Below are 25657 nucleotides of genomic sequence, written 5' to 3'. Positions count from 1 at the left end.
TAGTTGGCGATCTGCATGTACTTCGGGAGAACGTGCTCGATCTCAGGCAACTCGAAACCTTCTGCTACTGGCATAGACCACTGGTCGCTACGCTGGGATTATGGCATCGATAGACTGACCCGATGCGGACACTCCTGGTAGCGGCAGGTGGTGGCGGCGATGCCATTGCAGCAGCCGCCCTCTCCGCCCTTCTGCCGGGTGACGCGGTGGGGATCGCGACGATGGCCTGGGACCGGCTCCTGATCGACCCTCTGCCAGGCCCGCGGAAAGCTGCTGATTTCGCCGGCCTGGAACGCCGTCACGGCTGGTGGAGGATCACGACCCGGAGCCGGCCCGAAGCCCCGGCCGGATCCACACTCCCACGGCTTGCCGGCGAGATTCCCCACCCGCTGGTGCTGCTCGACCCGAGCGACGGTGCCCACGGTATCCGGCAGCAGATCGAGGCCGCGGCCACCGAACTCCACGCCGACGACATCCGGCTCGTCGACGTGGGTGGGGATCTGCTGGGACAACCCGGCGATGCCGGACTGCGAAGTCCCTTCGGCGACGCGCTGACGGCCGCCGGTTGCCTGGAGCTGCCCATGGTCTCCTGGGTCGCCGGCCCCGGCCTCGACGGGGAACTGTCCGAGGACACCGTCTGTGGACGGGCCGGCGAGAACTCCGTGTCACACACGATCAGCCCGGAGAGCTGGAAGCCCTACCTGCCGACATTCGGCTGGCACCCGACCGAGGCCACAGCACTGCTCGCCGCAGCAACCCTCGGGGCCCGCGGAACGGTAGAGATCCGCGAGGCCGGGCTACCGGTCCGCCTGACCGAGCGAAGCCCTACCGTCCTCGAGATCGGCATCGACACGGTCGGCGACATCAACCCCCTGATCTCCCAGCTGGCAGGCACCCGCTCCTTCGAGGACGCGGAACGGCTCGCCGTGCAACTCATGGGTGCCACCGAACTCGACGCCGAACGCGTCAAGGCAGCACGACCCAGGCGACAACAGCCGCCACCCACCGAGACGATCTCCGCACTGCGTTCCTGGGAGACAGCCGCCCGCGCGCGAGGCATCGACTTCGTCACCTACCGACGTCTCGCCGAAGCACTCCACCACCCCGACGTGGCAGCCCTCAGAGCAGCCGTCATCGCACATCAACCGGAACGCGACACCGGTCTGCTGTGGGAAGTCGCAGACCACTGCACCGCGGAGCGATGAGAAGGAGAAGCGCACCCGCGACGTGATCCCGGCCGTGGTCCACCGCCTGCGCCGCGTGCTAGTGTCCGGCTCGAGTTGGCCGCATCCTTTTGGGATGCCAGGGAACTCCGGTGGGAATCCGGGACTGGCGCGCAGCGGTGAGGGGGACGGCGGCACGACGACGCCACTGGGGAGCAGTCCCTGGGAAGGCCGTGCCGCCGGTTGAACCCGAGTCCGAAGACCTGTCGGCTCACATGTTCGTCGATGGACTCTCGCGACCAGGGTCTCCAGACCCGAGAGGCCCCCCGACCTCGTGAGACCCGGATTCCGGCTGCCGTTCCGGCCGCTGCTGCTCGTGCTCGCCGTCACCGCGGTGCTCAGCGTCGTCGCGTCGCTCGCGTTCGGCTCGGAGCACATCCCGCTGCCCGAAGTCGTGGACGCGGTCACCGACCGGTTCACCGGGCAGGACCCGGGGCGCTGGGACGTCATCATCTGGGAACTGCGGCTGCCCCGGGCCCTGATGGCCCTGGTCGTCGGCGCGGGGCTCGCGGTCGCCGGGGCCGGGATGCAGACGCTGGTCCGGAACCCGCTCGCCGACCCCTACCTGCTCGGCATCAGTTCCGGCGCTTCGGTCGGCGCCACTGCCGCGATCACCACCGGGGCGCTCGCCGGGTTCGGCATCTACGCCGTCTCCACCGGGGCGCTGCTGGGTGCGGTCGGGTCGGCGCTGCTGATCTGGCTGATCGCGATGGCCCAGGGTGGTCTGACCCCGCTGCGCCTGGTGCTGTCCGGTGTGGTGCTGTCGTCGGGGCTGTCGGCGATCGCATCGCTGCTGGTGTTCCTCAGTGACGATGCCCGGGCCGCGAACTCGGTGATGTTCTGGATGCTCGGCAGTGTCGGCGGGGCGACGTGGGAGAAACTCGCGATCCCCGCTGTCCTGGTCGCCGTGGTGATCGTGGGCATGTTGGGCGTGCACCGGTGGCTGGACGCGCTGGCTGCCGGGCCGGAGACGGCGGCCTCTTTGGGGATCAACGTGGCGGGGATGCGTACGACATTGTTCGTGGGGTTGTCCGTGCTCGTCGGGGTCCTGGTGGCGGTGAGCGGGGGAGTGGGGTTCGTCGGCCTGATCGTTCCGCACGCGGCGCGGCTGGTCGTCGGGGCCCGCCATCGGGTGGTGCTGCCGGTCGCCGCGGTTGCCGGGGCGGTGTTCCTGGTCTGGGTGGATGTGCTGGCCCGGATGGTGGTGCGCCCGCAGGAGATCCCGCTCGGCGTGGTGACCGGGGTGCTCGGCGCGCCGCTGTTCCTGCTGTTGATGGGCCGGGGTGCCTATCGGTTCGGCGGTGACCGGTGACCGCGCTGCGGCTGGTGGACGTGTCCGCCCGGCTCGGCGGCCGCACGATCCTGCACGAGGTGAACCTGGAGATCCCCGACGGGGCCCGGCTGGGCATCGTCGGTGTGAACGGCGCCGGCAAGTCGACCCTGCTGCGGGTGCTGGCCGGGGTGCTGTCGCCGCACGCCGGGACCGCGTTACTGAACGGTGCCGACATGCGCCGGATCCCGGCCCGGGACCGCGCCCGGCGGTTGTCGTTCGTACCGCAGGAGGATGTCGGAACCCCGGAACTGCGGGTCGGTGAGATGGTCGCGCTCGGCCGGGTGCCGCAGACCCGGCCCTGGTCGCGTGACAGCCGCGCCGAGCACGATCTGGTGCGCGCCGCTCTCGCCGCGGTCGGGTTGGCCGACCGGATCGACACCGCCTGCGACCAGCTGTCCGGCGGCGAACGGCGGCGTGCCGTGCTGGCCCGTGGCCTGGCTCAGCAGTGCCCGATCATGTTGCTCGACGAGCCGACCAACCACTTGGACGTGGCCTGGCAGCTGGAGATGCTGGACGTCTTCGCCGCCCGGGCCCGCACCCTGGTCGCCACCCTGCACGACCTCGACCTGGCACTGCGGTTCTTCGACCTGCTCGCGGTCGTCGGCTTCGAGCGGCCCGGCGAACCGGCGGGCATCGTCGCGTTCGGGCCACCGGCCGAAGTCCTCGACGCCGCCCGGGTGGCGACGCACTTCGGCGTCGGCTCGGTCCAGGTGCCGCACCCCAGCCGCGACCAGACCCACCTGCTCATCCACCCCCGAGAGGACACCCCGCCGGCATGAAACGCCTCAGTCTCGCTCTCCTGTTGACGCTCACCGCCTGCTCCTCCGGCGCGACCGAAGCCACCACCGGCGCCATCTCGGTCCAGAACTGCGGACAGACGGTCACCATCGACAAGCCCATCACCCAGCTGTACGCGTACGACGGCGGCATCATCTCGATCGTCCTGGCCGCCGGGGCCCGCGACCAGCTCGTCGCCGTCACCGGCATGGACCAGGACCGGGCGGTGCTCGAACTCGCCTACCCCGACCTGCGTGTCGGCGAGCTGAAGAATGTCGGGGGCGAGTACCCCACGCTGGAGAACGTTCTCGCGGTCAAACCGGAGATGATGTTCGCCGGGTACGGCTACGGATTCAGCGAGTCCCGCAACCTCATGCCCGAGGACCTGACCACCCACGGCATCAAGACGTACCTGCTCAGTGAGACCTGCAAGCAGGACGACGGCGCCCGCGGCACGATGGACGCCTGGACCGCGCTCACCACCGACCTGCGCAACATCGGCGACCTGACCGGCCACCGTGCGACCGCGGACACCGTGGTCACCGACATCGAGAAGCGGCGGGCCGCGCTGGCCGCCGCCCCCAAGGGTGAGAAGACGCCGACCGGGTTCCTGTTCGACTCCGGCACCGACGCGATCTTCACGTCCGGCTCGTACGGCGGACCACAGGCGATCTTCGACGCGGCCGGGGTCACCAACGCCACCGCCGACGTGGCGGACACCTGGACCGAGGTGGGCTGGGAGCGGTTGGCCGCCTCGAATCCGGACATCATCTACTTCGTGGACTACCCCGGCCAGACGTACCAGCAGAAGATCGACACCCTGAAAGCCAACCCGGCGTCCCGCGATCTGACCGCGGTCAAGGAGGGCCGATTTGTCAACCTGCCGTACGCCATGTGGGTCTCCGGCCCGCTCAACATCGACGCCGCGGAGTGGGTCCGCCGGTCCACCGAACACTTCGGTCTCACCCCGCAGTCGCAGATCGCCTCACCCGTGGACATCACCAAGCTGACCGGCCTGCCCGGCAACGACTGGCTCAACTGAGAAGAACGAGGAACCGATGACGATCAGGCCAGCCGTGACGGGCTGCACGGTGACGGTGTGCCGGGACTGCTGCTGCGGCAGCCTCCGCAAACACCCCAAGATCGACCACGACGGGCAGATCGAGGTCATCCGCGCCGAACTGGAACCCCGGAACCGGGTCCGCACCAGCCTCTGCCTCGACGCGTGCGACCAGTCGAACGTGGTGGTGGTCCACCCGACCCCGGCCGCCCGCCGGACGGGCGCCCGCCCGGTCTGGTTCGGCCTGGTCCTGGACGACACGGTCCTCGACGACCTGATCACCTGGGTCCGCGACGGCGGCCCCGGCGTGGTCGAGGTCCCCCCGATCCTGCAACTGTCCGTGATCACCCCACCGGCGAACGCCGATCGGTGATCGATTGCGGTCGTGGACTGTCCTGATTGGTCCGTAGCGTCAACTTCGAACCGGGCACTCCGCCCGGTACCTGCGAAGAGATGCGGATCGGCGATGACAATTCTGGTAACCGGTGCCACCGGGGCGGTCGGGCGGCACCTGACCGGTGCCTTGGCGGCCGCCGGGGAGAAGGTCCGCGCGGTGAGTCGTGAACCGCGGAAGGCCGGCCTGCCGGACGGCGTCGACGTGGTCGGCGCCGACCTGACCGCATCCTCGGCGTTGACCGCGGATCTGTTCGACGGCGTCGACCGGATGTTCGTCTTCCCGTTCGAGCACGGCGTCGACGATCTGATCGCCGCCGCGGTCGCCGGGGGAGTGCGCCGCTTCGTGGTGCTGTCGTCGCTCGCCGCCGCCGGCGAGTTCCCCCGCGACATCGGCTCCGCCAGCTACACCCACCATCGGGCAGTGGAGCAGGCGGTGACGTCCCGGACCGATGCCTGGACCATCCTGCGGCCGGGCACGTTCGCCGGCAACCTGCTCTCATGGGCCTGGCCCATCAAGGCCGGTTTGCCGATCCGTGCGCCGTTCCTGCACTCCGCGCAGGCACCGATCCACGAGGCGGACGTCGCGGACGCCGCAGCCGCCGCATTGTTGCATGACGGGCAGCAGAGCCGGATCCACCCGCTGACCGGCCCGCAGTCGCTGACCAGGATCGATCAGGTCGCCACGATCGGGGCCGGGATCGGGCGCGACATCCCGCTGGTGGAGATCAGCCCCGACGAGTTCCGTGCGGACGTAGCCCGGTTCATCCCGGAGGACATCATCACCATGCTGCTGGATTACTGGTCGGACACGGTCACCGAGCCCGACCGGGTCCGGCCCGGCGTGCGTGACCTCACCGGGCGGCCGGGCCGCCCTCTCGAACAGTGGGTCCGCGACCATCGTCCGGACTTCACCGGAGCCTGACCGGATGCCCCGTCCGGGTGGTGTGGCCCCCGGGACCGGTTTCACCTGATGGTGGGCGGGCACTGCTGCGGTATGGCTTTGACTGACCAACATCTCCGAACCGATCCCGGTGCGGCCTCCACGGCTGAACTGGTCAACCAGGCCGCCGGGCAGATCTCCACTCTGGTGCGCGACGAACTGGCCCTCGCCAAGCTGGAACTGACCGAGAAAGGCAAACGTGCCGGCGTCGGCGGTGGGCTTCTCGGCGGGGCCGCGGTGCTCGGCTGGTTCGGCATCGGCCTGCTGCTCACGCTCGCGGTCGTCGCCCTGGACCTGGCCTGGCCGCTGTGGCTGGCCGTGCTGACGGTGATGATCGTGGTGTTCGCCGCCGCCGGCATCGCCGCCCTGCTCGGTAAGAAGCAGCTGGCCAAGGTCGGCTCGCCGGTGCCGCAGGACACCGTCGCCAACGTCGAGACCGACATCCGGACCGTGAAGGCCGCCGCACAGCGAGGACACCACTGATGACCTACGTAGCCCACAACTCCCACGACCTGCGCGCCGACATCGAGGACACCCGCATCGAACTCGGCGAGACCGTCGAGGCCCTCGCCGCCAAGACGGACGTGAAGACCCGCGCCGGGGAGGCGATCAGCGCCGCCGCCGGCCGGACCAGGGAACGACTGGCCGGGGCGGGCACCTCCACCGCACGGGCCGCGGGCACGGCCCGGCAGAAACTGGCCGAGACCACCCGCAATCCTGCGGTACGCCGGGCCGCCCCGCCCGCCGCGATCGCCGTCGCGGCAGCCGGAGTTGCCACCGTGCTCCTCTTCGCCCAGCGGCGCCGGTCCACCCGCTTCCACTGAGGCGGGGCTGTTTTCAGGGTCGTGCGCCACTATCGTTGCGGCGCATGACCATCGATCTGACAACCTTCCGGGAACGGGCCACGATGGCTGAGGTCCCGCCCGCGATCGTCACGCGGCTCACCGACACCGCCCGGACCTGCGTCACCCTGGGTGCGAACGTGACCGGCCCGGTGGTGGGCGTGTTCGGTGGGGATCCGCCGATGCCGGCCGGCATGCCGGACCACGACAGCCCGTTCATCGCGGCCGTCGACTGTGCGCTGGTCCCGGCGTACCGGACGGATGTGGTGTGGCCCCGGGAGGGGTATCTGTTGTTCTTCGGCGACGACTACGACCGCGGTGAGGTCCGTCATGTGCCGCCGGGCACCCCGATGGTGGAGCGGCAGGTGCCCGGCGTGGCCACCTTCGAGCGCCGTGAGCTGCGCATGTCAGTCGACGTCAGCCTGTCGCCTCTGGTGTGGGATGTCGACTACGGCGACGACGACCTGGAGGACATCGACGACCTGGAGGAGAGCGTCGCGTCCTGCGCCGCGGGTCTGCACAGCGGCGGCCCGGTCCAGATCGGCGGCTATCCGGCCTGCTGGAACGACCCGCCGAACCCGGACAAGGTGCTGCTGGCCACGTTCAGCGCCGAGGACGAGGACACCTTCAGCATGCCGTGGACGATCCTCTACTGGCGGATCGACGAGGCCGACCTGCTCGCCGGCAACTTCGCCAAGGCCGAGCAGTCGCACGACTCAGCCGCGTGACCGGACAGCCAGCGCATGCCGGACCAGGTCGGCGTTGCCGGTGACCGGTTCGCCGGCCGGCCCGGTCAGGGTGTCCTCCAGCCCGATCCGGGTGGGCAGCCCCAGCCGGGCGGCGTGCGCGACCAGTGGCCAGCAGGCGGCGTCCTCGCCGTGCAGCAGCCGCGGCCCGACGACGCCGGACTCGTCGAGGGCGGCGAGGATCGTATCGGCTGTCGCTTCCGCTGGTTCGTCGAAGACCTCGACCAGGACCCGGAACCATGCGGTACGCCCGACGGCGGCCAGGTCCCGCGCGTCGGCGGGCGTCCACACACCGGCTTCCACGGCGATCCCGGCCTGTTCGAGGACGTCGACGAGTTCGGCGAACCCGGGTTCGCTGACGTTCACCGACGCGAAGTCGGGCCGGGCCGCGGGCGGCAGTTCGCCCCACCGGCGCACGGCCGCCAGGCGCTTCCCGGCGTCACCGTCGCTGATCCACAGCCCGGTGGTCACTCCCAACGGCACACCAGGACATCGCTGTCGTACGGCGGTGACGGCAGCCCCGACGTCATCCGCCCACACCGACTGTTCGCCGCTCTGGTCCCGTGGGTGCACATGCAAAGCTTCAGCTCCGGCGGCGACGGCAGCGGCCGCTTCCGAGGCCAGCTGCCCGGCCGTGATCGGCACGGCCGGGTGCTCGTCCCGCCGCCGCCCACCGTTGAGACACGCCTTGACCCACTCGATTCGGGGCATCAGTGGACGGCGGATTCGTACTGGTGGGCGTACGCCTCGGTGGGTGGGGTGTTGGTGATGATGTCGACGAGGACGCCGTCGGGGGCCGGGACGATGAAGTGGCGCTGGCCGAAGTCCTCGGTGCGGATGTCGAGGGCCGGAGTGAGCGGGCCGTCGGTGACCAGGTCGCGGTAGAGGGCGTCGACGTCGTCCACCTCCAGGTTCAGCAGCATGCCGGCGGCGACGCTGCCGCGGTGGGTGGCCGGGATCGTCTCGTGGGCGCAGTCGAGGACGGCCAGTTCCCAGCGGTCGCGGCGCAGGCTCACGTACCAGTCGGCCTCGAAGGTCGTCTCGAAGCCGAAGTGGTCGCGGTAGAACGACGCGGTGGTGGCCACGTCGCGGGTCAGCAGTACCGGGTACGAGCTGGTCAGCATGGCGTCTCCTCGTTTTACATACAGCGTGTATGTAAATTATAGGCATGGCGCGCGCGACGAAGGAACAGAGCGAGATCACCGGCCGGCGGATCCTGGAGGTGGCCTCGGCACTGTTCGCCGACCGGGGTTATGCGGCGGTCGGCCTGACCGAGGTCGCCACGCTGGCGGAGGTGACCCGGGGCGCGATCTACCACCACTACGCCAGCAAGCAGGGCCTGTTCCAGGCGGTCACGGCCGCCGCCCAGCAGCGCGTCGCCGACGAGGTCGAGCGAGCCGCGGACTCCTGCCCCGACGACTGGCAGGGTTTGCTCGCAGGCTGCCGGGCGTTCCTGTCCGCAGCAGTGGCCGACCGCAACCGGCGAATCCTGCTCATCGACGCCCCCGCGGTCCTGGACTGGACCACGTGGCGCGCCCAGGACGGCGCCGCCTCCGGCCGGCACCTGGTCGAGGCCCTCACCACCCTGTCAGCAGACGGCGTGCTGCGGGTCCGCTCGATCGAGAGCACCGCGGCCCTGCTGTCCGGCGCGATGAACGAGGCCGCCCTGCACATCGCCACCGCCCCGGACCCCGGGGTCACCCTCGACGAGGTCGTCGACGACCTGTCCCGCATGCTCGGCGCACTGCGCTCGTCACCGGTCGAGGATGAGGTCAGCGGCTCGGTGCAGGACCTGGGCTCGGGAGCGGTCTCCGTGGTCGGCGGCCAGGAAGTGGTCGCCGATCAGTAGGCAGAAGGCCAGCAGGCTTCGGGCCTCCACCTCGTCGGGGTCGTCGCAGAACGTGCTGAACATCTGGCGGAGCAGGTCCATGCGCCTGTTGTCGACGCTGCGCAGGCGGCCGGCGATTGCCGGGTCTCGGCGGGCCCAGGTGCGGATGGCCAGGTCGATCGGCAGGAGGCGGTCGCTGGAGAAGGTCAGGACACCCGCCCGTACGATCCGGCGCTTGGGGTTTCCGCCTTCGCGTTCGACGCGTTCCAGCACCTCGTCGGTGCTTTCGCGCTCCCAGGTGTCCAGCATGGCCGCCAGTAGGGCGTTGCGGTCGGCGAAGAAGCCGTAGAAGCCGCCTTTCGTCACGCCGAGCTGTTTGGCCAGCGCCTCGACCCGCACCGCGTCCGGGCCGCCGGCGGCGAGCGCCTCCAGCCCTGCCTCGATCCATCGGTCCCGCGGCGTCCGCGTCTCGAATTTCATGTGACCTGGCCCACCTTCGCGTATACGCCACCGTATATGAGCGGTTAGCGTGCCCCTATACGGCAGCGTATACGAGGAGAAGAGGTAAGCCATGAACCCGGTCCGGCTACCCGTCGTCGCAGTTCAGGGGCTGTGGCTGCGCTCCACCCTCAAGCTCGCGTCCACTCCGGGCGGCGGCACCGGCGGCTCCGTGCCGGAGGGCTCCGGCACGCCGCTGCGCCTGACCGTCCTCGGCGACTCCACCGCGGCCGGCTGCGGTGTCACCGGTGACGAGGAGGCGTTCGCCGCCGGATTCGCCCGGGAGGTCGCCGAGCGCACCGGCCGCCCGGTCGACTGGCAGGCGGTCGGCCAGTTCGGTGCCACCGCCCGGCGCATCCGTCACCGGCTCGTGCCGCGCCTCGACGACGACCTCGACCTCGTCGTGCTGCTCGCCGGCGCCAACGACGTGATGGCCGGCCGTACACCGGACATGTGGCGCGACGACCTGACCGCCATCCTCGGCGAACTCGCGGCCCGCTCGCACCGGGTCCTGGTCGCCGGGATCCCGCCGCTGACCAGGTTCCCCGCCATCCCATCGACGCTGGCCCGTTTCCTCAGCGAGCGTGCCGCCGCGCTGGACGCGGTCTCCCGGGAGGTGTGCGCACAGAACCCCGGCCGGACCACGTTCGTCGACTCACCCGCCGGAACGCCGCCGCCCGGCTTCTTCTCCGGCGACCGGTTCCACCCGTCGGCCCTCGGTTACCGGTTCTGGGCCCGGGACGTCGCCGCTCAGGTGTGATCCAGGCGGGGGAGCCAGCTGTCGGCGATGGCGTCCAACTCCCGTCGGGCGAGGGGTTCACCGAGGGCGCCGGCGGTGGGGGAGCGGCGGAGTCCGTCGAGGAGAAGCTGCAGGTAGCGGGCGTGTATGCCGGGCCGGACCGGGTCGCCGTGCATGGCCACCTCGCTGATCAGGGCGAGCAGGATCGGCAGGTCCTCGGCGGTGACGTCGGCGCGCAGCGAGCCCTCGGTGCGGGCGCGGTCGACCAGCTGGTTCAGCAGCGGTTCCATCCGGTCAGTGAACGCCGCGAACGAACGCGGCCGGTGCCCGCGGGTGAGGACGACGTCGCGCAGACCACGGTCGGTGGCGTGCAGCCGCGCGGCGGTGCTCAGCACGTCGACCAGGCCGTCCCAGCCGGTGGGCGCGTGCAGGGCGGCCTCGACGGTGCCGACAAAATCGGCGAGCCGCTGTTCATAGACCGCTTCCACCAGGAGTTCCTTGGTGGCGAAGCGGCGGTAGACGGTGCCCAGGCCGACACCCGCCTGGTCGGCGACGTTGTGGAAGGTGCCGGCCAAACCGCGCTGAGCGAACACCTCCTGAGCTGCGCGAATGATCCGGTCGCGGTTGAGCTGTGCGTCGCGGCGTAGCGGCCGGTCGTCCGTGCTTGTCACCCGGCGATCTTATCTGTGAACTACTCCACTAAGCGGATCAACGTGGTCCACTTAGCGTTCCGTTCAAGCGGACCACAAGGGTCCACTTAATGCGGAGCGGAGAACATCGATGAGCAAACGGGCTCTCGTCGTCGGAGCGGGCATCACCGGCGTCGCCACCGCCATCCGGCTACGGCAGATCGGCTGGGAACCCGTCATGGTGGAAAGGGCGGCACAGCGGCGCGGCGGCGGATACTTCATCATGCTGTTCGGGACCGGCAAAGCAGCCGCCGGACGACTCGGCGTCCTCGACGCGATCGGCACCCGCAGCGGCTCCGGCGCCACCTCGTACACCGTCGACCGCGACGGCCGGCGCAGCCCCGCGATGATGCCGTCCGACCTGCCCGGCGAACCTCGAATGCTGCTGCGCGGCGACATCGAACGGGCACTGTTCTCGGTGCTGCCCGCCGACGTCGAGGTCCGCTACGCCACGGTCCCCACCGCCATCACCCAGGACGAGACGGGCGCGCAAGTCACACTCCTCGACCAGGCGACTGGCGTCACCCGTACCGAAAAATTCGATCTCGTGGTCGGCGCGGACGGGATGCGCTCGACCGTCCGCGAGCTGGTCTTCGGCGACGACCTGCTGCACCCGCTCGGCTTCATGATCGGCGCGTGTCTGCTCGACCGGCCGCTCACCGGTTTCGGCATGTCCGAAGGCCTGTGGCTCAACGAGCCGGGCCGGTCCGCGATCGCGTTCTCCTTCGCCGACCGGCCGTCCAGTCTGATGTTCACCTACCGCGCCGACGATTCCGGCAACCCCTTTGCCGGTACGCCTATCGAGAACCTGCGGTCCGCCTTCGGCCCCGCCGCCACCGGGCCGATCCTGGGCGAACTCCTCGACCGTTACGAGGAGGCACCCGACGTGCTGTTCGACTCCGTCAACCAGGTGCGCATGCCACGCTGGCACGACGGCCGGGTGGTGCTGGCCGGCGACGCGGCCTGGTGCCTCACGCTCTACTCCGGCATGGGCGCCTCCACCGGCATGGCCGGCGCCGACCTGCTCGGCACCATGCTCGCCCGGCACGACGGCGACATCGGCACCGCACTGAAGGCCTGGGAGACCCGGCTGCGCCCGCACATCGAGGAACAGCAGGCCCAGGTCCACGCCGACCGCCTGCTGTTCATCGCCAAGGACGACCAGGAGTACGCGATGCGCACCCAGATGATGCAGATGGCCGCCACCTCCGGCGGCCTGCCCGGCAACACCAGCTTCGACTCGAAGAACCGAGACATCAGCGGCTGAACACCACCCGGGCTTCACCTGGCTGGGCTGGGCTCGTGGCGGCGGGCCCAGACTTCCAAAACGGAGACGAGCCGACGAATCGCCGAAGCCGCGGTGAACCTGTCTCCGTTGGCGTGGCGTGATCGTTAGGGTGGTCGTGAGCAGGGCGGATGCGGCCCGTACCATCGCCGGGTGCTCAACCCGTACCGCCATGAACTGAGTTATGGCTTCACCACCACCCGCAGCAGCCGGCTGGCGACCGTCATCATCTTCGGTGTCGTCGGGGCGCCGCTGTGTCTGGTCGCCGGCATTCTCGCCGGGCTGGTCGCCTCCTTCGTCTCGGACACGTCCGGCGACCTCGCCCAGTGGAAGGTCGTCGCCTCCATCCTGTTCGGGGTGCTGCTGATGGGCCTGTTCACGGCGTTGATGGTGTTCAACGCGGTCAAGGTCACCCGCACGACCGCCTGGTTGGAAGGATCGCGGTTGACGATTCGGACGGTCCGGCCCCGCACCGTCGACCTGGCGATGGCCCCGTCGGTCGGCATCCACCCGACCCAGCTCCGGTGGCGCACGCCCGGCCGCAGCGACATGATCGCCGAACTGGTGATCGCCGGTCCCGCCGAGAACACCTACCTGCGCCTGTCCACCGGCGAGGGCTACCCGATGCCACCGCACGACATCAGCGCCCTGATCAATGTCCTGGCCGCGACCGGCGTCCCCGGCTCAGCGAACGTGATCCACTACCTGCGGACCTACTGATCTGGGCGCACGCCTGAAAATCGCCCGGACGATACCGTCTCGTGGTGCGTACACATCGGAGGGCTCGTGCCGGATGGTCGCGCGATCAACGTCGCGCGGTCATCGCGGTGCTGCTGTCGGCCGGGATGCTCCAGATCCGAGCACTGGCATCGAGGCCGGAACGGTCGAGACATCCGGACGGCCATCTCGCCGAGATCCGGCTCATCGCCGACATCTGCCACAATCTGCCCGGCGCCGACCGGCCCCGGCCGATCGGCGAGTACGATCCGCTGGTCTGGGCGTGGCAGACCAGCGACGACTTCAAGCGCTCCTGGATCCGCAGGCACCTGGCCGAAGCGGGTATCGGCGTCGAGTTCCTGGAGCGGGCACCGCTTCCACCGCCCGCCGCGTCACCCGAGACCCGGCCCACCTGGAAGCGGTGGCAGTTGCCCCGCGATCCGGCGGCGTTCCTCGCGGTCGACTCGAACACCTTCGCCGACCTGGTACGCCAAGCCCGGGAGGACGTAGCCGCCTTCGAATGGTTCCTCGATCACCTGCACCCGGACGGGCAGCACATCCTCCGTCCCCGCCGTCCGGCCGAGACCCTGCTCCGGGCCGACGGACCCGGTGACCTGCGCCAGTACCGAGCCCTGGTGACGATGAACGACGGGACGCTGGTCGTCGACCACCCTCGCCTGCGAGCGGCGGACGTCGCGGCGTTGCCCGGCAACCTTCCGCTGCTGCGCCGCCTGCAACTGGCCGCTGTTCCGCCCGACCGGCGGGAACTCGATGCCGGCCGATGGGCGAGCCGGCATCGCGAGGAGAACCCGAAATGCCGAGATCAAACCTACTGATCCGTCGTACGGACGTCCGTCCCGTTCTCGGCGAACGCCTGGAAATCGCGCATGTGCTGGAGCGACTGCTTACGGAAGGCGCCGGTCATCAGGAACCCGCCCAGGCGCATCGGCAGGCTGTCGAACCGGTACTCGTTCTCGCTCTCCCAGAGCGTCGTCGCCGGACCGGTTTCGATCAGGCGCTCGCGGGCGGCGTTCCACATGCCCGCCCCGGTGAGTTCGCGGTCGTAACGGACGATGCCGTCCGGTGCGTCCCGTTCCAGGCGGGTGATGGTCTCGGTGGCCTCGAACTGCTGCTGCCCCATCCGCAGCACCACCCGCGACTCGGTGCCGACCTGCCCGTGCACCCCGTTCACCGGTTCGTGCGACACCAGACCCCGAAGCCAGTACGGCAGATGCTCCGGCTCCGACAGCAGCTGGACCACCCGGTCCCGCGGCACGCCGATCTCCAGCGAGACGGTGTACTTCATGGCAGCTCCTCGTCGGATGTGAAGGTTCCGCTGATCCCCAGTGTTCCAGTGCGATCTCCGAGTGGAAGCCGCCACCCCCGAAGGCCGCCCGGTCCGGCTGGAGCAGACACTACGGCCGTCAGCCGGCCGTCCAGACCTCGATGCCGTAGAGCTTGATCGTGGAGTTCTCCGAGGAGTGGCCGCCGGCGGCGATCTCGACGGTGCCGCTGGTCAGGGCCGGTTCCTCCAGTGGTGCGGTGAGCACGGGATCGCGGAGGCCGTCCATGTAGACCCCGGCGAACTCGTCCTCGATCTCGATGGAGAAGCGGTGGGATTTGGCGCCCAGGTTGACGCTCCGGCCTTCGTTGAGCACGGTCCATGGCGCGTTGGGTGTGGTGCTGGCGAGGGCGAGGTTGTTCCGGCACACCTCGAGGACGTAGGAGCCTTCGCCGGTGTGGTGGTAGCGGAAGTAGATCCGTGCGCACAACTCGCCGACCACCGACTCGACGGAGATCAGGGTCTTCTGGTCGCCGGTGAACTCCTTGCGTGGTCCGGTGCACATGATGCCGTGCCGGCCTTTGATGATCAGGAATTCGCCGTCGAACGTGCAGCTGCTTTGCGAGTTCGTCGTCTCCGCCCACAGCGACGGCCCGATCAGCGGGTCGTTGATCACCATGACGGGCTCTGGCGGTGGCGCGGAAGGGGCCGGCGGAAGCGGGTTCTTGTCCGGGGAGGGCCACATGGCGATCGCTGTGCCCGCGGCCAGGGCGACGGTCAGCACCCCGGCGCCGACGGCGGCCGCCAGTCGCGGGAACCCGGGCCGGTCCTTGCGGTGCTGGCCGGAGCGCCGCGGCGACGGGGCGGGGAGGACGACCGGCCGGGTGGGTGGGGCGGAGTCCGACGCGAGGAGCATGTCCAGCAGTTCGGGCGCGGTGGGCCGGGCGGCGGGGTTCTTGGCCAGGGTCCGTTCGACGATCGCGCGGAGCGGGCCGGTCAGGCTGCCGAGTTCGGGTTCGCGGGTGAGGATGCGGATGGCGATCGCGGTGGGGGAGTCGCCGGGGAAGGGCGAGCGCCCGTTCGCGGCGTAGGCCACCACGGCACCCCAGGCGAAGACGTCGACCGCCGGGGTGGCCTGGCCGATCAGGGGTCCTTCGAGTCGTTCCGGGGCCATGTAGGCGACGGTGCCGACGGTCTGCCCGGTGCGGGTGAGTCCGTCGTCGGCGTCCAGGGCCCGGGCGATGCCGAAGTCGATGACCTTGGGCGAGCCGAGGGCGAACAGCACGTTGGCGGGTTTGAGGTCGCGGTGCACCACCCCGGCGCCGTGGATGGCGACCAGGGCGGTGGCGACGCCGACGGCCACGCTGTGCAGCGCGCCGTCGGTGAGCGGCCCGTGGTCGGCGATGACCTCGCTCAGGTTCGGGCCGTCGACGTATTCCACGACCAGGTACGGCGTGCTGTGGTCGGGGTCGGCGCCGAGGACGGCCGCGGTGCTGAACGGCGGCACCTGGCGGGCCCGCTCGACCTCGCTGCGGAACCGGGCCCGGAACTCGGGCACCGCCGCGTACTCCGGCCGGATGACCTTGATCGCTACTGTCCGCCCGTCACGGTCCCGCGCCTGGTAGACGGCACCCATACCGCCCTCGCCGAGGAGCCCGAGCACCTGGAATCCGCCGAGGACCCGCGGATCGTTCGGGCGCAGCGCTCTGATCGCCATGCCGGCCCACTCTCCTCAACAGACGGATAGTCCGGACAGCGCGGAAATCTAGCATCCATGAGCATCTGTGCGTTTTCAGGTGGAGGCGGGCCAGTTCGGGTTCGGCCCGGTACGCCGCCTGCAGGCTGGGTGGGGGGTGCTGTACGCCGACAGTGCCCCGGCCAGCACCATGGTCTGCAGGCTGAACAGGGTCGCGTTCTCGCCCAGCTCCGGCAGGTACTTCTGGATCAGCGCGGTCATGGTGGCGAGGCGTTGCAGGGAGGCGCGTTTGTAGCGGGCCACGACCTCGACGGAGACGTTGTGCTCCAGGACGCTGCCCTGTGCGCCGAACAGGTCGCACAGCACCACCCGGTCGGCGAGTGATCCGCTGAGGATGCCGGACACCGCTGTCGCGCGGTCGGTCATCGGCCGGCTCTCGTCGACGCCGGCGGTCAGGGCGGCGGCCAGTGCGGTCAGCCAGTCGCGCAGGAAGAGGTCGAGCAGCTCGAGCAGCTCGGCCTCGCGGGACTCGAAGTAGCGCAGCACGTTGGGTTTGGCCAGGCCGGCGCGGCGGCTGAGCTCGTTGAGGGTGACCGCGGCCACCGGCATCTCGTCGAGCATGGCCGATGCGGTGTCGAGGATCGCCTGGCGGCGGATCTCGCGCTGCTCTTCGGTTCGGGCCCGCTGGAAGGTCACGATCAACTCCCTAACTTAAATACCTGCGGTACGTTGACATCGTACCGCAAGTACTTTACTGTCGTTCTCACAAGATACCTTCGGTACTTAAGCGGGGAGCCCGACATGAGCGAGCAGTGGACGACGGCGAACATCCCGGACCAGCACGGCCGCGTGGCAGTGGTGACCGGAGCCAACGCCGGCTTGGGGTACGAGACCGCCAAAGCCCTCGCCGAGCGCGGCGCCTCCGTGGTGCTCGCCGTGCGCAACGTCGAGAAAGGTGAGCAGGCCGCGGCCCGGATGACCGGTGACGTGAGCGTGCAGGCCCTCGACCTGACCTCGCTCGACTCGGTCCGCACCGCCGCCGCGGCCCTGCGGAGCAGGTTCGACCGCCTCGACCTGCTGATCAACAACGCCGGCGTGATGTACACCCCGGCGCAGACCACCCGCGACGGCTTCGAGATGCAGTTCGGCACCAATCACCTCGGCCACTTCGCTCTCACCGGCCTGCTGCTGGACCTGATGCTGCCGGTGCCCGGCTCCCGCGTGGTGACGGTCAGCAGCACCGGCCACCGCATCCGCGCCGCGATCCACTTCGACGACCTGCAGTTCCAGCGGTCGTACAGCCGGATCGCCGCCTACGGGCAGTCCAAGCTGGCCAACTTGATGTTCACCTACGAGTTGCAGCGCCGTCTGGCCGCCCACGGCACCACCGTCGCGGTGGCCGCCCATCCCGGCGTGTCCAGCACCGAGCTGGCCCGCAACACACCGACCGCCCTGCGCCTGCCGATCACCTGGCTGGCGCCGCTGATCACCCAGGCCCCGGCGATGGGCGCCCTGCCGACCCTGCGCGCCGCCACCGACCCGGCAGTGCTCGGCGGCCAGTACTACGGTCCCGGCGGCCGTTTCGAGGTCAAGGGCCACCCCCGCCTGGTCACGTCCAGCCCGGAATCACACCAGGTAGGCGTACAGCAGCGCCTGTGGTCCGTCTCGGAAGACCTCACCGGCGTCACGTTCCCGCAGGTGAGCGCGTCGCACCTGGTGTAGCCGACAACTCGGGCGTGTAACTATACGTAGAGTACAGTTACGCGATGCTTGCTCTGAAGCCCTCACAGCGGTGGGGCCTGCTGGGCGTGATCAGCTCGGGACTGCTGCTGATCACGCTGGACAACTCGATCCTCTACACCGCGCTGCCCACCCTCACCGCGGATCTCGGCGCGACCGGCACCCAGGCGCTGTGGATCATCAACGCGTACCCGGTGGTGATGGCCGGTCTGCTGTTGGGCAGCGGCACGCTCGGTGACCGGATCGGGCACCGCCGGATGTTCCTCATCGGGCTGGGACTGTTCGCGGTGGCGTCGCTGGGCGCGGCGTTCGCTTCCGGACCGGCGACGTTGATCGCGGCCCGGGCCCTGCTCGCGGTCGGCGCCGCGGCGATGATGCCGGCCACCCTCGCCCTGATCCGGGTCACCTTCCACGACGAACGCGAACGTAACATCGCGATCGCCGTGTGGGGATCCATCTCGGTCGTCGGCATGTCACTCGGCCCGATCGTCGGCGGCGCCCTGCTGTCGGTGTTCTGGTGGGGATCGGTGTTCCTGATCAACGTCCCGGTCGCGATCGCCGCAGCGGTCGCCACCGTGCTGATCGCCCTGCCGAACGATCCGGACCCGGCCAAACACTGGGACCTCCGGTCGTCGGTGCAGGTGATGGCCGGGCTGGTCGGCGCGGTGTTCGCCATCAAGGAGGTCGCGCACCGGCCACCGGACTGGACGGTCGTGGTGGTCGCGGTCCTGATCTCGGCGGCCGGGTTCACCCTGTTCGCCCGCCGCCAGCGCCGCCTGCCCGACCCGCTGGTGGACTTCGCGATCTTCCGCAACCCGGCGTTCAGCGCGGGTGTGCTCGCCGCCGCCCTGGCGATGTTCGCGGTCGGCGGACTGCAACTCGTCACCACCCAGCGCTACCAGCTGGTGGAGGGTTTCACCCCGCTGCAGGCCGGGCTGCTGGTCGCCACCATGGCATTCGGCTCCCTGTTCACCGCGATGTTCGGCGGCATGTACCTGCACCGCACCGGCCTGCTGCCCCTGATCGGCGGCGGCCTCGCGGTGGCCGTGCTCGGCGTGGCACTGATCGCCGCCGGCGGCACCGGCAGCTTCGGGCTGCTCATCACCGGCCTGCTCGTCACCGGCGCCGGGCTGGGCGCGACGATGGGGGTGGCGTCCAGCGCGATCGTCGGCAACGCCCCGGCCCGCCGCGCCGGGATGGCGTCCTCCATCGAGGAGGTCTCCTACGAGTTCGGCTCGGTGGCCGCGGTCTCCCTGCTCGGCAGCCTGATCACAGTCGTCTACGCCACCACCGTCGGGCTGCCGCCCGGCGCCCCGGCCACCGCCGGCGAGACCCTGCCGGACGCCCTCGCCACGGCCGGCGGCGACCCGGTGATCCTCGCCGCCGCGCGCGCCGCCTACAACACCGGTTTCCTGGTCACTACCGTTGTCGTGGCCGTCGTCCTGGCGGCCGGCGCGGCACTCACCGCACGGATGCTGCGCCACCACGGGCCCGGATCCCCAGTTGGTTCCCGAGAGGATGGCGCACGTGCGCCCGAGTAAACGGACCGCGATCGTCGAGGCCGTCCAGCGGGTCATCGCCCGCGACGGGGTCGCCGGCGTGACCTACGAAACGGTCGCGGAGGAGTCCGGCCTCACCAAAGCCGGCCTCGTCTACCACTTCGCCACCCGCGAGGACCTGCTACGCGGCGTGCAGGAACACGTCGCCGCGATCTGGGAGGAGACGATGACCGCCCTGGCCGGAGCGCCCGCCGACCAGCTCACCCCTCAAGAGCGGCTTGCGGCGTACGTCCGGACCACACCACAGAGCGCGACCCGCGGCGACGTGCTCCTGCTCCTCGAGACCATCGGCGACCCGGTGACCGGGGCACCGATCAGCGGCGTGATGAACCGCTGGGTACCACCGATCCCCGGCAGCCCACCCCTGACCGATCAGCAGTTACGGATGGTTCTCGCTCAGCTGGCGGCCGACGGACTGTGGCTGCACGAGGCACTCATCGGCACCACCGTCCCGGCCGACATGCGGCAATACCTGACCGAACAGATCGCCGCTCTGATAGCTCAGGACCGGTAACGGCCGCTGAGCACCCCCAGGACATCCTGGTAACGGCCCTCGGCCTCGGCGTTGCGCTGCCACCTCACCCGCTCGACCAGGATCTGCTCGGCCTTCGGGTCGGCTTCGAGCAGGCTCATCACCTCGTCGAGAAAGTCTTCCAGGGGCATGGCCACGTCGGAGTCCTGCTGGTTCATCAGCGCGGTCCGGGTGGCCGGCGGCACCAACTCGATCACCTGGACGTCACTCTTGGTGAGCTGCACCCGCAGACTCTCGGTGAACGAGTGGATCGCGGCCTTGGTGGCGTTGTAGGTCGGCGTAGCAGGCAGCGGCACGTACGCCAACCCCGAACTGACCGTGACGATCGTCGCGGCCGGCCGACCGAGCAGACCGGGCAGGAACGCGTTGACCAGGCGGATCGTGCCGAGCAGGTTGAGCGTGACGGTCCGCTCGGCGACATCCAGGGACGCCGGGTCACGCAGATCCTCCGGCTCCATGATCCCGGCCATCGTGACCAGGGTGTCCAGCGCCGGATAGCGGGCGGCCAGGTCGTCACGGGCCGCGACGATCGACTCCGGGTCGGCCGCGTCGATGACGACGGTGCCGATGCCGGGGTGTTCGGCGGCGATCTGCCGCAGCAGTTCGGTGCGCCGCCCACCGACGATCACGGTGTTGCCCTTGGCGTGCAGGCGCAGAGCCAGCCCGAGCCCGATGCCGGAGGTCGCGCCGGGAATGAAGACAGTGTTACCGCTGATGTTCACGGAGTTCCCTTTTTCTCAAAAGATTTTCAGGCGAAATTCTGATTGCCGAGTACGCCGAGAAAGGCGATCTGATCGTGGGCGTCGGATCCGGGGCGGGGCCGGAACAGAATGAGCCGATGCCCGGAGGAGGGGCTCAACACGACGTCGCACTGCAGGTCCAGTTCACCGATCAGCGGATGCCGGATCAGTTTCGGCGCCGAAGCCAGCGCCACCACCTCCTGCCGCTCCCACACCGTGCGGAACTCGGCGCTGCGGTCGAGCAGGTCGGCCACCAGTCCCTGGGCGAACCGGTCGCCGGTCGAACGCTGGGCGACACCGGCCCGCAGGTCAGCCGCGTACGCCCGCCCGATCCGCTCGTGCTCGTCCGGATCGTTGCTGTCCCGCGAAGCCGGATCGGCGAACCACCGCCAGGTGACGTTGGATTCGTACCCGGGCAACCCGGTCCAGACCCCGAAGAGGCTGACCGCGGCCCGGTTCTGCGCGACGACCGTCAGCAGGTCGTCGGTCACCTGGGCCGGGGTGTGCGGCAGCACGTCCAGCAGGTAGAGCATCGCCGGGTCGACGTGCGCCAACGGCGACCGCGGCTCCGGCGGCTGCTGCCCCGCGAGCCGGAACAGATAGTCCTGCTCGTCCCCGGTGAGCCGGATGGCCCGGGCCAGACTGGCCAGAGCCGCCGCCGACGGCGTCCGCACCCGCCCCTGCTCGAGGCGCCCGTAGTAATCCGGCGACAACGCCGCCAGCCCGGCGACCTCTTCCCGCCGCAGCCCGGGAGTGCGCCGCCGCCCACCACCGGGCAGCCCCACATCCTCAGGCCGCAACCGTTCCCGCCGATGCCGGAGAAACTCCCCGAGCGCTTTGTCATCCACGAAGACCTCCCCTCCTCCCGGCTTTCTTCCCGGCGCAAACCCAGCATCAACGGAAAGAACAGGGATATGAAGGCCACGTTTAGCCTAGGTCTCCCAGACCCTGGCTACCGCCGAGCCGGGACAACTGGCACTCGTCGGCGAGCCGCCCTCAGCGGTGCAGACACCTGGCGGGTCTCACCGGCGGAGATCGGCAGACCCACTGCCCGGCGTCGGTGAGGCGATCGACGAACTGTCGGATCTGAGCGCCGGTGATCACGGTGATGACTGCGGCCAGCGGCAGCCGGACGGCGTCGAGCAGGGCGATCCACGAGGTGGGCCGGTCTCCATGGCGAGAAGTCGACGGCCAGCACGGGGCGGCCGTACGCAGCCCGCGGCAACGGATTCCCGGTCAGTTGCCGGCGCAGCGACGCCACCTCGATCCGGCCGTGGTTGAGCGCGTCGTATATCGTGCCGCGGCCGCCTCGATGCTCCGGAGCCAGCGACAACCCGACCAGCGTCTTGACCGGCCCGTCGGTGCACAACACCGCCTCGGTCAGCTCGAACAACGCGTCCGCCCGCCGGGTCAGGCATCGGTAGAACTGCTCGCGGAACTTCGCCAGCACATAGATCGTTTCTACTCGGTCAGCCATGGCCGCCACAACAATCATCGATGATCTTGGACACGGCTCCGCGGGCCTCAGCATTCCGAAGCGTCACCTATCCCGGATCGGCATGACGCTCGGTCACAGTCGGTCGGCTCGGCGACGGGACGCTACGAGTGCGCGGATTTGCCGATGAGAGGTCATGCCAGTGTGGATCTCAGCTCACGGGCTCGGCCGGATCTGGGCGCCGCCTCGTTGTGTCGCTCAGGGGTAGCGCTCGGCTGCAACGATGACTTTATGACGCCTGTATGGGCACCGGTACTGGCAGCTTCTGTTGCCGTAGTGGGAACTCTCGCTGCGGCGATCTTCACTCAAGTCTGGGCTGCGCGACGCGAGGACAAGCGCCGAGCGGACGAGCGGAGTGAAAAGGACCTTACCTATGAGCGCGAGAGCCAGATTCGCCTCTACCAAGAACGTAGATCAGCTTACGTGAATTACATTCAAGTGCTACACCAAACGAGTGAAACACTTCGCGAGCTATCTCTTGCCGAAAAGCCTGGAGACGGTGCAAGGCGGGCTGCTGCTGACGCCTTTCGCTTCTCAGATTTGTTGGCTGCCCGAGAGGATTTGGCTCTGGTGGCAGATCTGAGACTTGCAATTGTTGCCCGAGAGGCATTCCTCAACCTCGTCTCATTCAGAGATCTCGTGGCGCGCGGCTTGGATCTTGAAAGTCCGGAGCGTTTAGCGAACTGGGAAGGGCACCGAAAAACGCTGAGCAGCCTACGGGCTGAAATGCGCAGAAGCCTGGGCATCCCGGAACTGGGAGAACCTTCAAAATTAGGCCCTGGATTCTAATTCCTGGTGTTCGACCCGCAGATGACGTTTGACCGTACCTCAGGTCTCCGTGAAGGGCTGCGGGCCGACGCGCTGATCTGCCGCAGAAAACGCGCGGTCGGTCTTCTCGTCACTGCGCACAGAACCTGTTCACAGGCACTCATCGTAGTCACCTTGGTGACGCCATGGGTACCTCGCAGCGACGCCAACGGACGGCGAGGTTGAACGGCAAGATGAATGGCTGTCTCTGAATCCGTTTCCGCAGCTGGCATGGCGTTGAGGTTGGCATGGTGTGTCCGAACGCGTTGACGGTTGTGGCTAATGTGCCGGGCTGTGGATGTCGCCCGCACCTTTCTCGGAGAAGTCGATGCCCGTCAGCCCGGTGCGCTCGCCGGACTGTTTCTGCACGGTTCGCTCTGCTGGCCGTCCCCGCGTCGACCGTGGGCCTGCGGCCGGCCTTCTTCGGCGGCGAGCTTCGCGCCGCTGAGACGGCGGGGTCATCAGGCTCTGTTCAGGAGCGCCGGAACGTGTGCATGTGGACGTCTTCGGCGAGGACGCTGTCGGGGGTGAGGGCGCCTTCGATGGTGAAGCCGAACAGGGAGTTCAATGCCTCCTCGCCCAACTGCAAAGGATGGAACGGCAGCGGGTACGGGTCCTCGTCCTCCCAGTTCGGGTCGGGTTCCACCGGATGGAGGCCGGCCCAGAACGGGCGCTCGAAGTCGAACGAATCGCCGATGTTCTCCTCGATGCCGTTGTCCGGTGACAAGCCCAGCGAACGGATCAGCCGCCCGTTCTCCCACACCGCGAAACACAGCCAGTCCACCACCGAATGCATGCCCAGCATGACGATCCGCCGCCCGGCGCCGATGCGCAGCAGGTGTTCCGGAATCTCCGACGGCCGGTCGAGGACCAGCTGCCGGTCGCACAGCACCGTGGCGCCGGGCAGCACGGTGACATGGGTGACCCGGTCAGGCGGATAGGTCTCCTCGAGAGTGGTGTCACCCGCCGCCGTCACCTCGGCACCGGGAAAGATCTCCCGGACGACGGCCTCGGCCGCGGCCACGTCGGACGGAACCGCATCCCGCAGCACCGCCCGCAGGTCCCCGTCACTGAACGCCAGCAGTGCGGCCTTGGCCCCCATGGCACCTCTTTCCGGAAAGGATCAGCGCGAGTCTGTCACCGTCGGGCGTGCCGGGCTCGGCCGAGTGCACCAGCAGCCGCAGCCCGCCGCTGTCGCCGACGTCGAGCGTTTCGTAGTCGAGGCTCACGACGCCGACGGCAGGATGATCGAAGACCTTCTTGCCGGTACGGCAGAAGCTCACGTCCGCGCGCGCCCACAGGCGGACGAACTCGTCACTGCGCATCGTCAGCTCGCCGACCAGACGTTGCAGCACCGGGTCGCCGGCGTGCACCCCGACCGCCGACCGCAGGGCGGCCGCACATTCGGCCCGGACCCCGGCCGGATCCACGTGCCGGTGCCCGGTCGCCGGGTCGAGGAACGCGTCCCGGACCAGGTTGCGGCCGACCGCATGCCCCGGATGCAGCAGCGAGGCCAGTGTGTTGGCGTACACCACGGTCAGCCGATGGTCCAGCAGCACGGCGGGCCACGGGGAGCTGTCGACCAGCCGGGCCACCGACGGTCGCACTGCGGCGTCGTACTCCCGCTGGGTTGAAGGTGGTGAACCGGCGAGCCGGTGCAGATGGGTCGTGGCGTCGGCGTCCAGACAGAGCGCCCGGGCCAGTGCCCCGACCACCTCCGCCGACGGATGCCGGTCGCGGCCCTGTTCCAGGCGCACGTAGTAGTCGACGCTGATCCGGGCGGTCAGCGCCAGCTCTTCCCGGCGCAGCCCGCGCACGTGCCGCCGCCCGCTGCCGGGCAGCCCGACGGCGGCCGGCCCGACCAGGGCACGCCGGGCCCGCAGGAACTCGGCGAGATCACCACGCATTGCTTCACGGTAGCCGGGGCCCGGCGCGAAAAACTGGCCCTGTCACTCCTGGTATCGACCGGGCCTGGAGTAGTCCCGCCGCCCGGCGCAGCGTGGACCGCATGAACAGCATGAAGAACCGCCGTGTCCTGGTCACCGGTGCCTCCTCCGGGATCGGCGCGGCCACCGCCCGGACCCTGCACCAGGCGGGTGCCCGGGTGGCCGCCGGCGCCCGCCGTACCGACCGGCTCACCGGTGACCTGCGGCTGAGCCTGGACGTCACCGACGAGGTGTCGGTCCGGGCCGCCGTCGACGCGGTAGTCACCGAGTTCGGTGGTCTCGACCTGGTCGTCAACGCGGCCGGCATCATGCCGCTGGGCCCGGTGCTCGGCGCGGATGTCACCGACTGGCGGCGTTGCCTGGACACCAACGTGCTGGGCCTGATGCTGGTCACCCACGCCGCCCTGCCGCACCTGGCCCGGGCCGCCGGGCAGGGCGGCACCGCCGACATCGTCAACATCGCCTCGGTCGGCGGCCGCGAGACCTTCCCCGGCTCGTCGGCCTACAACGCCAGCAAGTGGGCGGTCGTCGGCTTCTCCGAGGCGCTGCGCAAGGAGATCAGCCCGGCCGGGGTCCGGGTCAGCCTCGTCGAACCCGGCTTCACCGACACCGAACTGCCGGCGAGCATCACCGACGACACGATCCGGGCGAGCATCGAGGACCTGGTCGCCGGCCAGAAGAACCTGGACAGCGACGAGGTGGCCGCCGCGATCGCCTACATCACCGGCCAGCCCGCCCACGTCCTGATCAACCAGCTGCAGGTACGCCCGGTCAGCCAGCTCTGAGC

The 25657-nt window shown here is 69.5% G+C and carries 31 protein-coding genes and 1 riboswitch; of the genes, 19 read left to right on the top strand and 12 right to left on the bottom strand.

What is annotated here, in order from left to right; all coding sequences use genetic code 11:
* The first annotated feature begins 122 nt into the window (after positions 1–122).
* From Aco03nite_RS38020 to Aco03nite_RS37980, 9 genes are all read left to right on the top strand, one after another.
* Positions 123–1205, top strand: coding sequence for a DUF1152 domain-containing protein (locus Aco03nite_RS38020; RefSeq protein WP_203805183.1), 1083 nt, complete (start codon positions 123–125; stop codon positions 1203–1205).
* A 59-nt stretch (positions 1206–1264) separates the two neighbouring features.
* Positions 1265–1448: riboswitch (cobalamin riboswitch) on the top strand.
* 49 nt (positions 1449–1497) lie between these two features.
* A complete protein-coding gene (locus tag Aco03nite_RS38015; RefSeq protein ID WP_203805181.1) occupies positions 1498–2535 on the top strand; it encodes a FecCD family ABC transporter permease in 1038 nt (345 codons plus the stop codon).
* Complete coding sequence (locus Aco03nite_RS38010) at positions 2532–3335, top strand: ABC transporter ATP-binding protein (protein WP_203805179.1); 804 nt, start codon at positions 2532–2534, stop codon at positions 3333–3335. Before Aco03nite_RS38015 ends, Aco03nite_RS38010 begins: the two co-directional genes overlap by 4 nt.
* Positions 3332–4375 carry an ABC transporter substrate-binding protein gene (locus Aco03nite_RS38005; protein WP_203805177.1) on the top strand — a complete coding sequence of 348 codons (1044 nt, stop codon included), beginning with the start codon at positions 3332–3334 and terminating at the stop codon, positions 4373–4375. The genes Aco03nite_RS38010 and Aco03nite_RS38005 overlap by 4 nt, the downstream gene beginning before the upstream one ends.
* A gap of 49 nt (positions 4376–4424) precedes the next feature.
* The gene (locus Aco03nite_RS38000) at positions 4425–4766 is read left to right on the top strand and encodes a hypothetical protein (RefSeq protein ID WP_203805191.1); all 342 of its coding nucleotides are present in this window, start codon (positions 4425–4427) and stop codon (positions 4764–4766) included.
* A 93-nt stretch (positions 4767–4859) separates the two neighbouring features.
* Positions 4860–5711, top strand: coding sequence for an SDR family oxidoreductase (locus Aco03nite_RS37995; RefSeq protein WP_203805175.1), 852 nt, complete (start codon positions 4860–4862; stop codon positions 5709–5711).
* 78 nt (positions 5712–5789) lie between these two features.
* Positions 5790–6212 (top strand): phage holin family protein, encoded by a 423-nt coding sequence (locus Aco03nite_RS37990; RefSeq protein WP_239145773.1) that lies wholly within the window; start codon positions 5790–5792, stop codon positions 6210–6212.
* Entirely contained in the window at positions 6212–6553 is a 342-nt protein-coding gene (locus Aco03nite_RS37985) for a DUF3618 domain-containing protein (protein ID WP_203805171.1), read from the top strand. Before Aco03nite_RS37990 ends, Aco03nite_RS37985 begins: the two co-directional genes overlap by 1 nt.
* Before the next feature lie 44 nt (positions 6554–6597).
* Complete coding sequence (locus Aco03nite_RS37980; protein WP_203805169.1) at positions 6598–7299, top strand: DUF1963 domain-containing protein; 702 nt, start codon at positions 6598–6600, stop codon at positions 7297–7299.
* Here Aco03nite_RS37980 and Aco03nite_RS37975 read toward each other — a convergent pair.
* Positions 7288–8028 carry a 3-keto-5-aminohexanoate cleavage protein gene (locus Aco03nite_RS37975; protein WP_203805167.1) on the bottom strand — a complete coding sequence of 247 codons (741 nt, stop codon included), beginning with the start codon at positions 8026–8028 and terminating at the stop codon, positions 7288–7290. The two genes, Aco03nite_RS37980 and Aco03nite_RS37975, sit on opposite strands and share 12 nt — an antisense overlap.
* Entirely contained in the window at positions 8028–8441 is a 414-nt protein-coding gene (locus Aco03nite_RS37970; RefSeq protein WP_203805159.1) for a VOC family protein, read from the bottom strand. The genes Aco03nite_RS37975 and Aco03nite_RS37970 overlap by 1 nt, the downstream gene beginning before the upstream one ends.
* Before the next feature lie 44 nt (positions 8442–8485).
* On the opposite strand from Aco03nite_RS37970, the gene Aco03nite_RS37965 reads away from it, so the two are divergent.
* A complete protein-coding gene (locus tag Aco03nite_RS37965; protein WP_203805158.1) occupies positions 8486–9166 on the top strand; it encodes a TetR family C-terminal domain-containing protein in 681 nt (226 codons plus the stop codon).
* Here the strand turns inward: Aco03nite_RS37965 and Aco03nite_RS37960 are convergent.
* Positions 9071–9625 carry a TetR/AcrR family transcriptional regulator gene (locus Aco03nite_RS37960; RefSeq protein ID WP_203805156.1) on the bottom strand — a complete coding sequence of 185 codons (555 nt, stop codon included), beginning with the start codon at positions 9623–9625 and terminating at the stop codon, positions 9071–9073. The two genes, Aco03nite_RS37965 and Aco03nite_RS37960, sit on opposite strands and share 96 nt — an antisense overlap.
* Before the next feature lie 91 nt (positions 9626–9716).
* On the opposite strand from Aco03nite_RS37960, the gene Aco03nite_RS37955 reads away from it, so the two are divergent.
* On the top strand, positions 9717–10403 hold the full coding sequence (locus Aco03nite_RS37955; RefSeq protein ID WP_203805153.1) for an SGNH/GDSL hydrolase family protein: 687 nt from the start codon (positions 9717–9719) through the stop codon (positions 10401–10403).
* Here the strand turns inward: Aco03nite_RS37955 and Aco03nite_RS37950 are convergent.
* Positions 10394–11053, bottom strand: coding sequence for a TetR/AcrR family transcriptional regulator (locus Aco03nite_RS37950; RefSeq protein ID WP_203805152.1), 660 nt, complete (start codon positions 11051–11053; stop codon positions 10394–10396). The two genes, Aco03nite_RS37955 and Aco03nite_RS37950, sit on opposite strands and share 10 nt — an antisense overlap.
* A gap of 109 nt (positions 11054–11162) precedes the next feature.
* Here Aco03nite_RS37950 and Aco03nite_RS37945 point away from each other — a divergent pair, with 109 nt between their 5' ends.
* From Aco03nite_RS37945 to Aco03nite_RS37935, 3 genes are all read left to right on the top strand, one after another.
* Positions 11163–12338, top strand: a complete 1176-nt coding sequence (locus tag Aco03nite_RS37945; RefSeq protein ID WP_203805150.1) for an FAD-dependent monooxygenase — start codon at positions 11163–11165, stop codon at positions 12336–12338.
* Between the two features lie 171 nt (positions 12339–12509).
* Positions 12510–13076, top strand: coding sequence for a hypothetical protein (locus tag Aco03nite_RS37940; protein WP_203805148.1), 567 nt, complete (start codon positions 12510–12512; stop codon positions 13074–13076).
* Positions 13077–13120: 44 nt separating this feature from the next.
* Positions 13121–13909: a hypothetical protein gene (locus Aco03nite_RS37935; RefSeq protein ID WP_239145772.1), complete on the top strand. Its 789-nt coding sequence runs from the start codon at positions 13121–13123 to the stop codon at positions 13907–13909.
* Here Aco03nite_RS37935 and Aco03nite_RS37930 read toward each other — a convergent pair.
* The 3 genes from Aco03nite_RS37930 to Aco03nite_RS37920 form a co-directional block, all read right to left on the bottom strand.
* The gene (locus tag Aco03nite_RS37930; RefSeq protein WP_203805146.1) at positions 13903–14379 is read right to left on the bottom strand and encodes an SRPBCC family protein; all 477 of its coding nucleotides are present in this window, start codon (positions 14377–14379) and stop codon (positions 13903–13905) included. The genes Aco03nite_RS37935 and Aco03nite_RS37930 overlap by 7 nt on opposite strands.
* Before the next feature lie 118 nt (positions 14380–14497).
* Positions 14498–16072 carry a serine/threonine-protein kinase gene (locus Aco03nite_RS37925; RefSeq protein ID WP_203805144.1) on the bottom strand — a complete coding sequence of 525 codons (1575 nt, stop codon included), beginning with the start codon at positions 16070–16072 and terminating at the stop codon, positions 14498–14500.
* 75 nt (positions 16073–16147) lie between these two features.
* Positions 16148–16747, bottom strand: coding sequence for a TetR/AcrR family transcriptional regulator (locus tag Aco03nite_RS37920; RefSeq protein WP_239145771.1), 600 nt, complete (start codon positions 16745–16747; stop codon positions 16148–16150).
* Between the two features lie 105 nt (positions 16748–16852).
* Here Aco03nite_RS37920 and Aco03nite_RS37915 point away from each other — a divergent pair, with 105 nt between their 5' ends.
* The 3 genes from Aco03nite_RS37915 to Aco03nite_RS37905 are packed head-to-tail and all read left to right on the top strand — an operon-like array spanning position 16853 to position 19864.
* Positions 16853–17773 carry an SDR family NAD(P)-dependent oxidoreductase gene (locus Aco03nite_RS37915; RefSeq protein ID WP_203805142.1) on the top strand — a complete coding sequence of 307 codons (921 nt, stop codon included), beginning with the start codon at positions 16853–16855 and terminating at the stop codon, positions 17771–17773.
* A 44-nt stretch (positions 17774–17817) separates the two neighbouring features.
* Positions 17818–19332, top strand: coding sequence for an MFS transporter (locus Aco03nite_RS37910; protein ID WP_203805140.1), 1515 nt, complete (start codon positions 17818–17820; stop codon positions 19330–19332).
* Positions 19319–19864, top strand: coding sequence for a TetR/AcrR family transcriptional regulator (locus Aco03nite_RS37905; RefSeq protein ID WP_203805138.1), 546 nt, complete (start codon positions 19319–19321; stop codon positions 19862–19864). The genes Aco03nite_RS37910 and Aco03nite_RS37905 overlap by 14 nt, the downstream gene beginning before the upstream one ends.
* On the opposite strand, the gene Aco03nite_RS37900 is transcribed toward Aco03nite_RS37905, so the two are convergent.
* The 3 genes from Aco03nite_RS37900 to Aco03nite_RS53510 all read right to left on the bottom strand — a co-directional run bounded on the left by Aco03nite_RS37900 (position 19852) and on the right by Aco03nite_RS53510 (position 22099).
* Positions 19852–20604 carry an SDR family oxidoreductase gene (locus Aco03nite_RS37900; protein ID WP_203805136.1) on the bottom strand — a complete coding sequence of 251 codons (753 nt, stop codon included), beginning with the start codon at positions 20602–20604 and terminating at the stop codon, positions 19852–19854. The two genes, Aco03nite_RS37905 and Aco03nite_RS37900, sit on opposite strands and share 13 nt — an antisense overlap.
* 26 nt (positions 20605–20630) lie before the next feature.
* The gene (locus tag Aco03nite_RS37895; RefSeq protein WP_203805134.1) at positions 20631–21470 is read right to left on the bottom strand and encodes a helix-turn-helix transcriptional regulator; all 840 of its coding nucleotides are present in this window, start codon (positions 21468–21470) and stop codon (positions 20631–20633) included.
* 104 nt (positions 21471–21574) lie between these two features.
* Complete coding sequence (locus Aco03nite_RS53510) at positions 21575–22099, bottom strand: transposase (protein ID WP_239145774.1); 525 nt, start codon at positions 22097–22099, stop codon at positions 21575–21577.
* Positions 22100–22348: 249 nt separating this feature from the next.
* Between Aco03nite_RS53510 and Aco03nite_RS37885 the strand changes: the two genes are divergently transcribed.
* Positions 22349–22906, top strand: coding sequence for a hypothetical protein (locus Aco03nite_RS37885; RefSeq protein WP_203805132.1), 558 nt, complete (start codon positions 22349–22351; stop codon positions 22904–22906).
* A 490-nt stretch (positions 22907–23396) separates the two neighbouring features.
* Here Aco03nite_RS37885 and Aco03nite_RS37880 read toward each other — a convergent pair whose 3' ends face one another.
* Positions 23397–24026 (bottom strand): DUF6928 family protein, encoded by a 630-nt coding sequence (locus Aco03nite_RS37880; RefSeq protein ID WP_203805131.1) that lies wholly within the window; start codon positions 24024–24026, stop codon positions 23397–23399.
* Complete coding sequence (locus Aco03nite_RS37875; protein ID WP_203805128.1) at positions 23992–24831, bottom strand: helix-turn-helix domain-containing protein; 840 nt, start codon at positions 24829–24831, stop codon at positions 23992–23994. Before Aco03nite_RS37875 ends, Aco03nite_RS37880 begins: the two co-directional genes overlap by 35 nt.
* A 101-nt stretch (positions 24832–24932) precedes the next feature.
* Between Aco03nite_RS37875 and Aco03nite_RS37870 the strand changes: the two genes are divergently transcribed.
* Positions 24933–25655, top strand: a complete 723-nt coding sequence (locus Aco03nite_RS37870; RefSeq protein ID WP_203805126.1) for an SDR family oxidoreductase — start codon at positions 24933–24935, stop codon at positions 25653–25655.
* The last annotated feature ends 2 nt before the right edge of the window (positions 25656–25657 follow it).

The organism is Actinoplanes couchii, assembly GCF_016862075.1.
GTDB classification, from domain to species: Bacteria; Actinomycetota; Actinomycetes; order Mycobacteriales; family Micromonosporaceae; genus Actinoplanes; species Actinoplanes couchii.
The sequence above is the reverse complement of the archived record's forward strand: the minus strand, read 5'-3'. Positions and strand labels throughout refer to the sequence as shown.

Excerpts from the sequence above, each read along its gene's own strand:
- Aco03nite_RS37975 (WP_203805167.1), bottom strand. The coding sequence starts at position 8,028 with ATGCCCCGAATCGAGTGGGTCAAGGCGTGTCTCAACGGTGGGCGGCGG.
- Aco03nite_RS37880 (WP_203805131.1), bottom strand. The coding sequence starts at position 24,026 with ATGGGGGCCAAGGCCGCACTGCTGGCGTTCAGTGACGGGGACCTGCGG.
- Aco03nite_RS37875 (WP_203805128.1), bottom strand. The coding sequence starts at position 24,831 with ATGCGTGGTGATCTCGCCGAGTTCCTGCGGGCCCGGCGTGCCCTGGTC.
- Aco03nite_RS37915 (WP_203805142.1), top strand. The coding sequence starts at position 16,853 with ATGAGCGAGCAGTGGACGACGGCGAACATCCCGGACCAGCACGGCCGC.
- Aco03nite_RS37870 (WP_203805126.1), top strand. The coding sequence starts at position 24,933 with ATGAACAGCATGAAGAACCGCCGTGTCCTGGTCACCGGTGCCTCCTCC.
- Aco03nite_RS37955 (WP_203805153.1), top strand. The coding sequence starts at position 9,717 with ATGAACCCGGTCCGGCTACCCGTCGTCGCAGTTCAGGGGCTGTGGCTG.
- Aco03nite_RS53510 (WP_239145774.1), bottom strand. The coding sequence starts at position 22,099 with ATGGCTGACCGAGTAGAAACGATCTATGTGCTGGCGAAGTTCCGCGAG.
- Aco03nite_RS37970 (WP_203805159.1), bottom strand. The coding sequence starts at position 8,441 with ATGCTGACCAGCTCGTACCCGGTACTGCTGACCCGCGACGTGGCCACC.
- Aco03nite_RS37985 (WP_203805171.1), top strand. The coding sequence starts at position 6,212 with ATGACCTACGTAGCCCACAACTCCCACGACCTGCGCGCCGACATCGAG.
- Aco03nite_RS38020 (WP_203805183.1), top strand. The coding sequence starts at position 123 with ATGCGGACACTCCTGGTAGCGGCAGGTGGTGGCGGCGATGCCATTGCA.
- Aco03nite_RS37910 (WP_203805140.1), top strand. The coding sequence starts at position 17,818 with ATGCTTGCTCTGAAGCCCTCACAGCGGTGGGGCCTGCTGGGCGTGATC.
- Aco03nite_RS37995 (WP_203805175.1), top strand. The coding sequence starts at position 4,860 with ATGACAATTCTGGTAACCGGTGCCACCGGGGCGGTCGGGCGGCACCTG.
- Aco03nite_RS37945 (WP_203805150.1), top strand. The coding sequence starts at position 11,163 with ATGAGCAAACGGGCTCTCGTCGTCGGAGCGGGCATCACCGGCGTCGCC.
- Aco03nite_RS37925 (WP_203805144.1), bottom strand. The coding sequence starts at position 16,072 with ATGGCGATCAGAGCGCTGCGCCCGAACGATCCGCGGGTCCTCGGCGGA.
- Aco03nite_RS37965 (WP_203805158.1), top strand. The coding sequence starts at position 8,486 with ATGGCGCGCGCGACGAAGGAACAGAGCGAGATCACCGGCCGGCGGATC.
- Aco03nite_RS37930 (WP_203805146.1), bottom strand. The coding sequence starts at position 14,379 with ATGAAGTACACCGTCTCGCTGGAGATCGGCGTGCCGCGGGACCGGGTG.
- Aco03nite_RS37960 (WP_203805156.1), bottom strand. The coding sequence starts at position 9,625 with ATGAAATTCGAGACGCGGACGCCGCGGGACCGATGGATCGAGGCAGGG.
- Aco03nite_RS37885 (WP_203805132.1), top strand. The coding sequence starts at position 22,349 with ATGACGCCTGTATGGGCACCGGTACTGGCAGCTTCTGTTGCCGTAGTG.
- Aco03nite_RS37980 (WP_203805169.1), top strand. The coding sequence starts at position 6,598 with ATGACCATCGATCTGACAACCTTCCGGGAACGGGCCACGATGGCTGAG.
- Aco03nite_RS38005 (WP_203805177.1), top strand. The coding sequence starts at position 3,332 with ATGAAACGCCTCAGTCTCGCTCTCCTGTTGACGCTCACCGCCTGCTCC.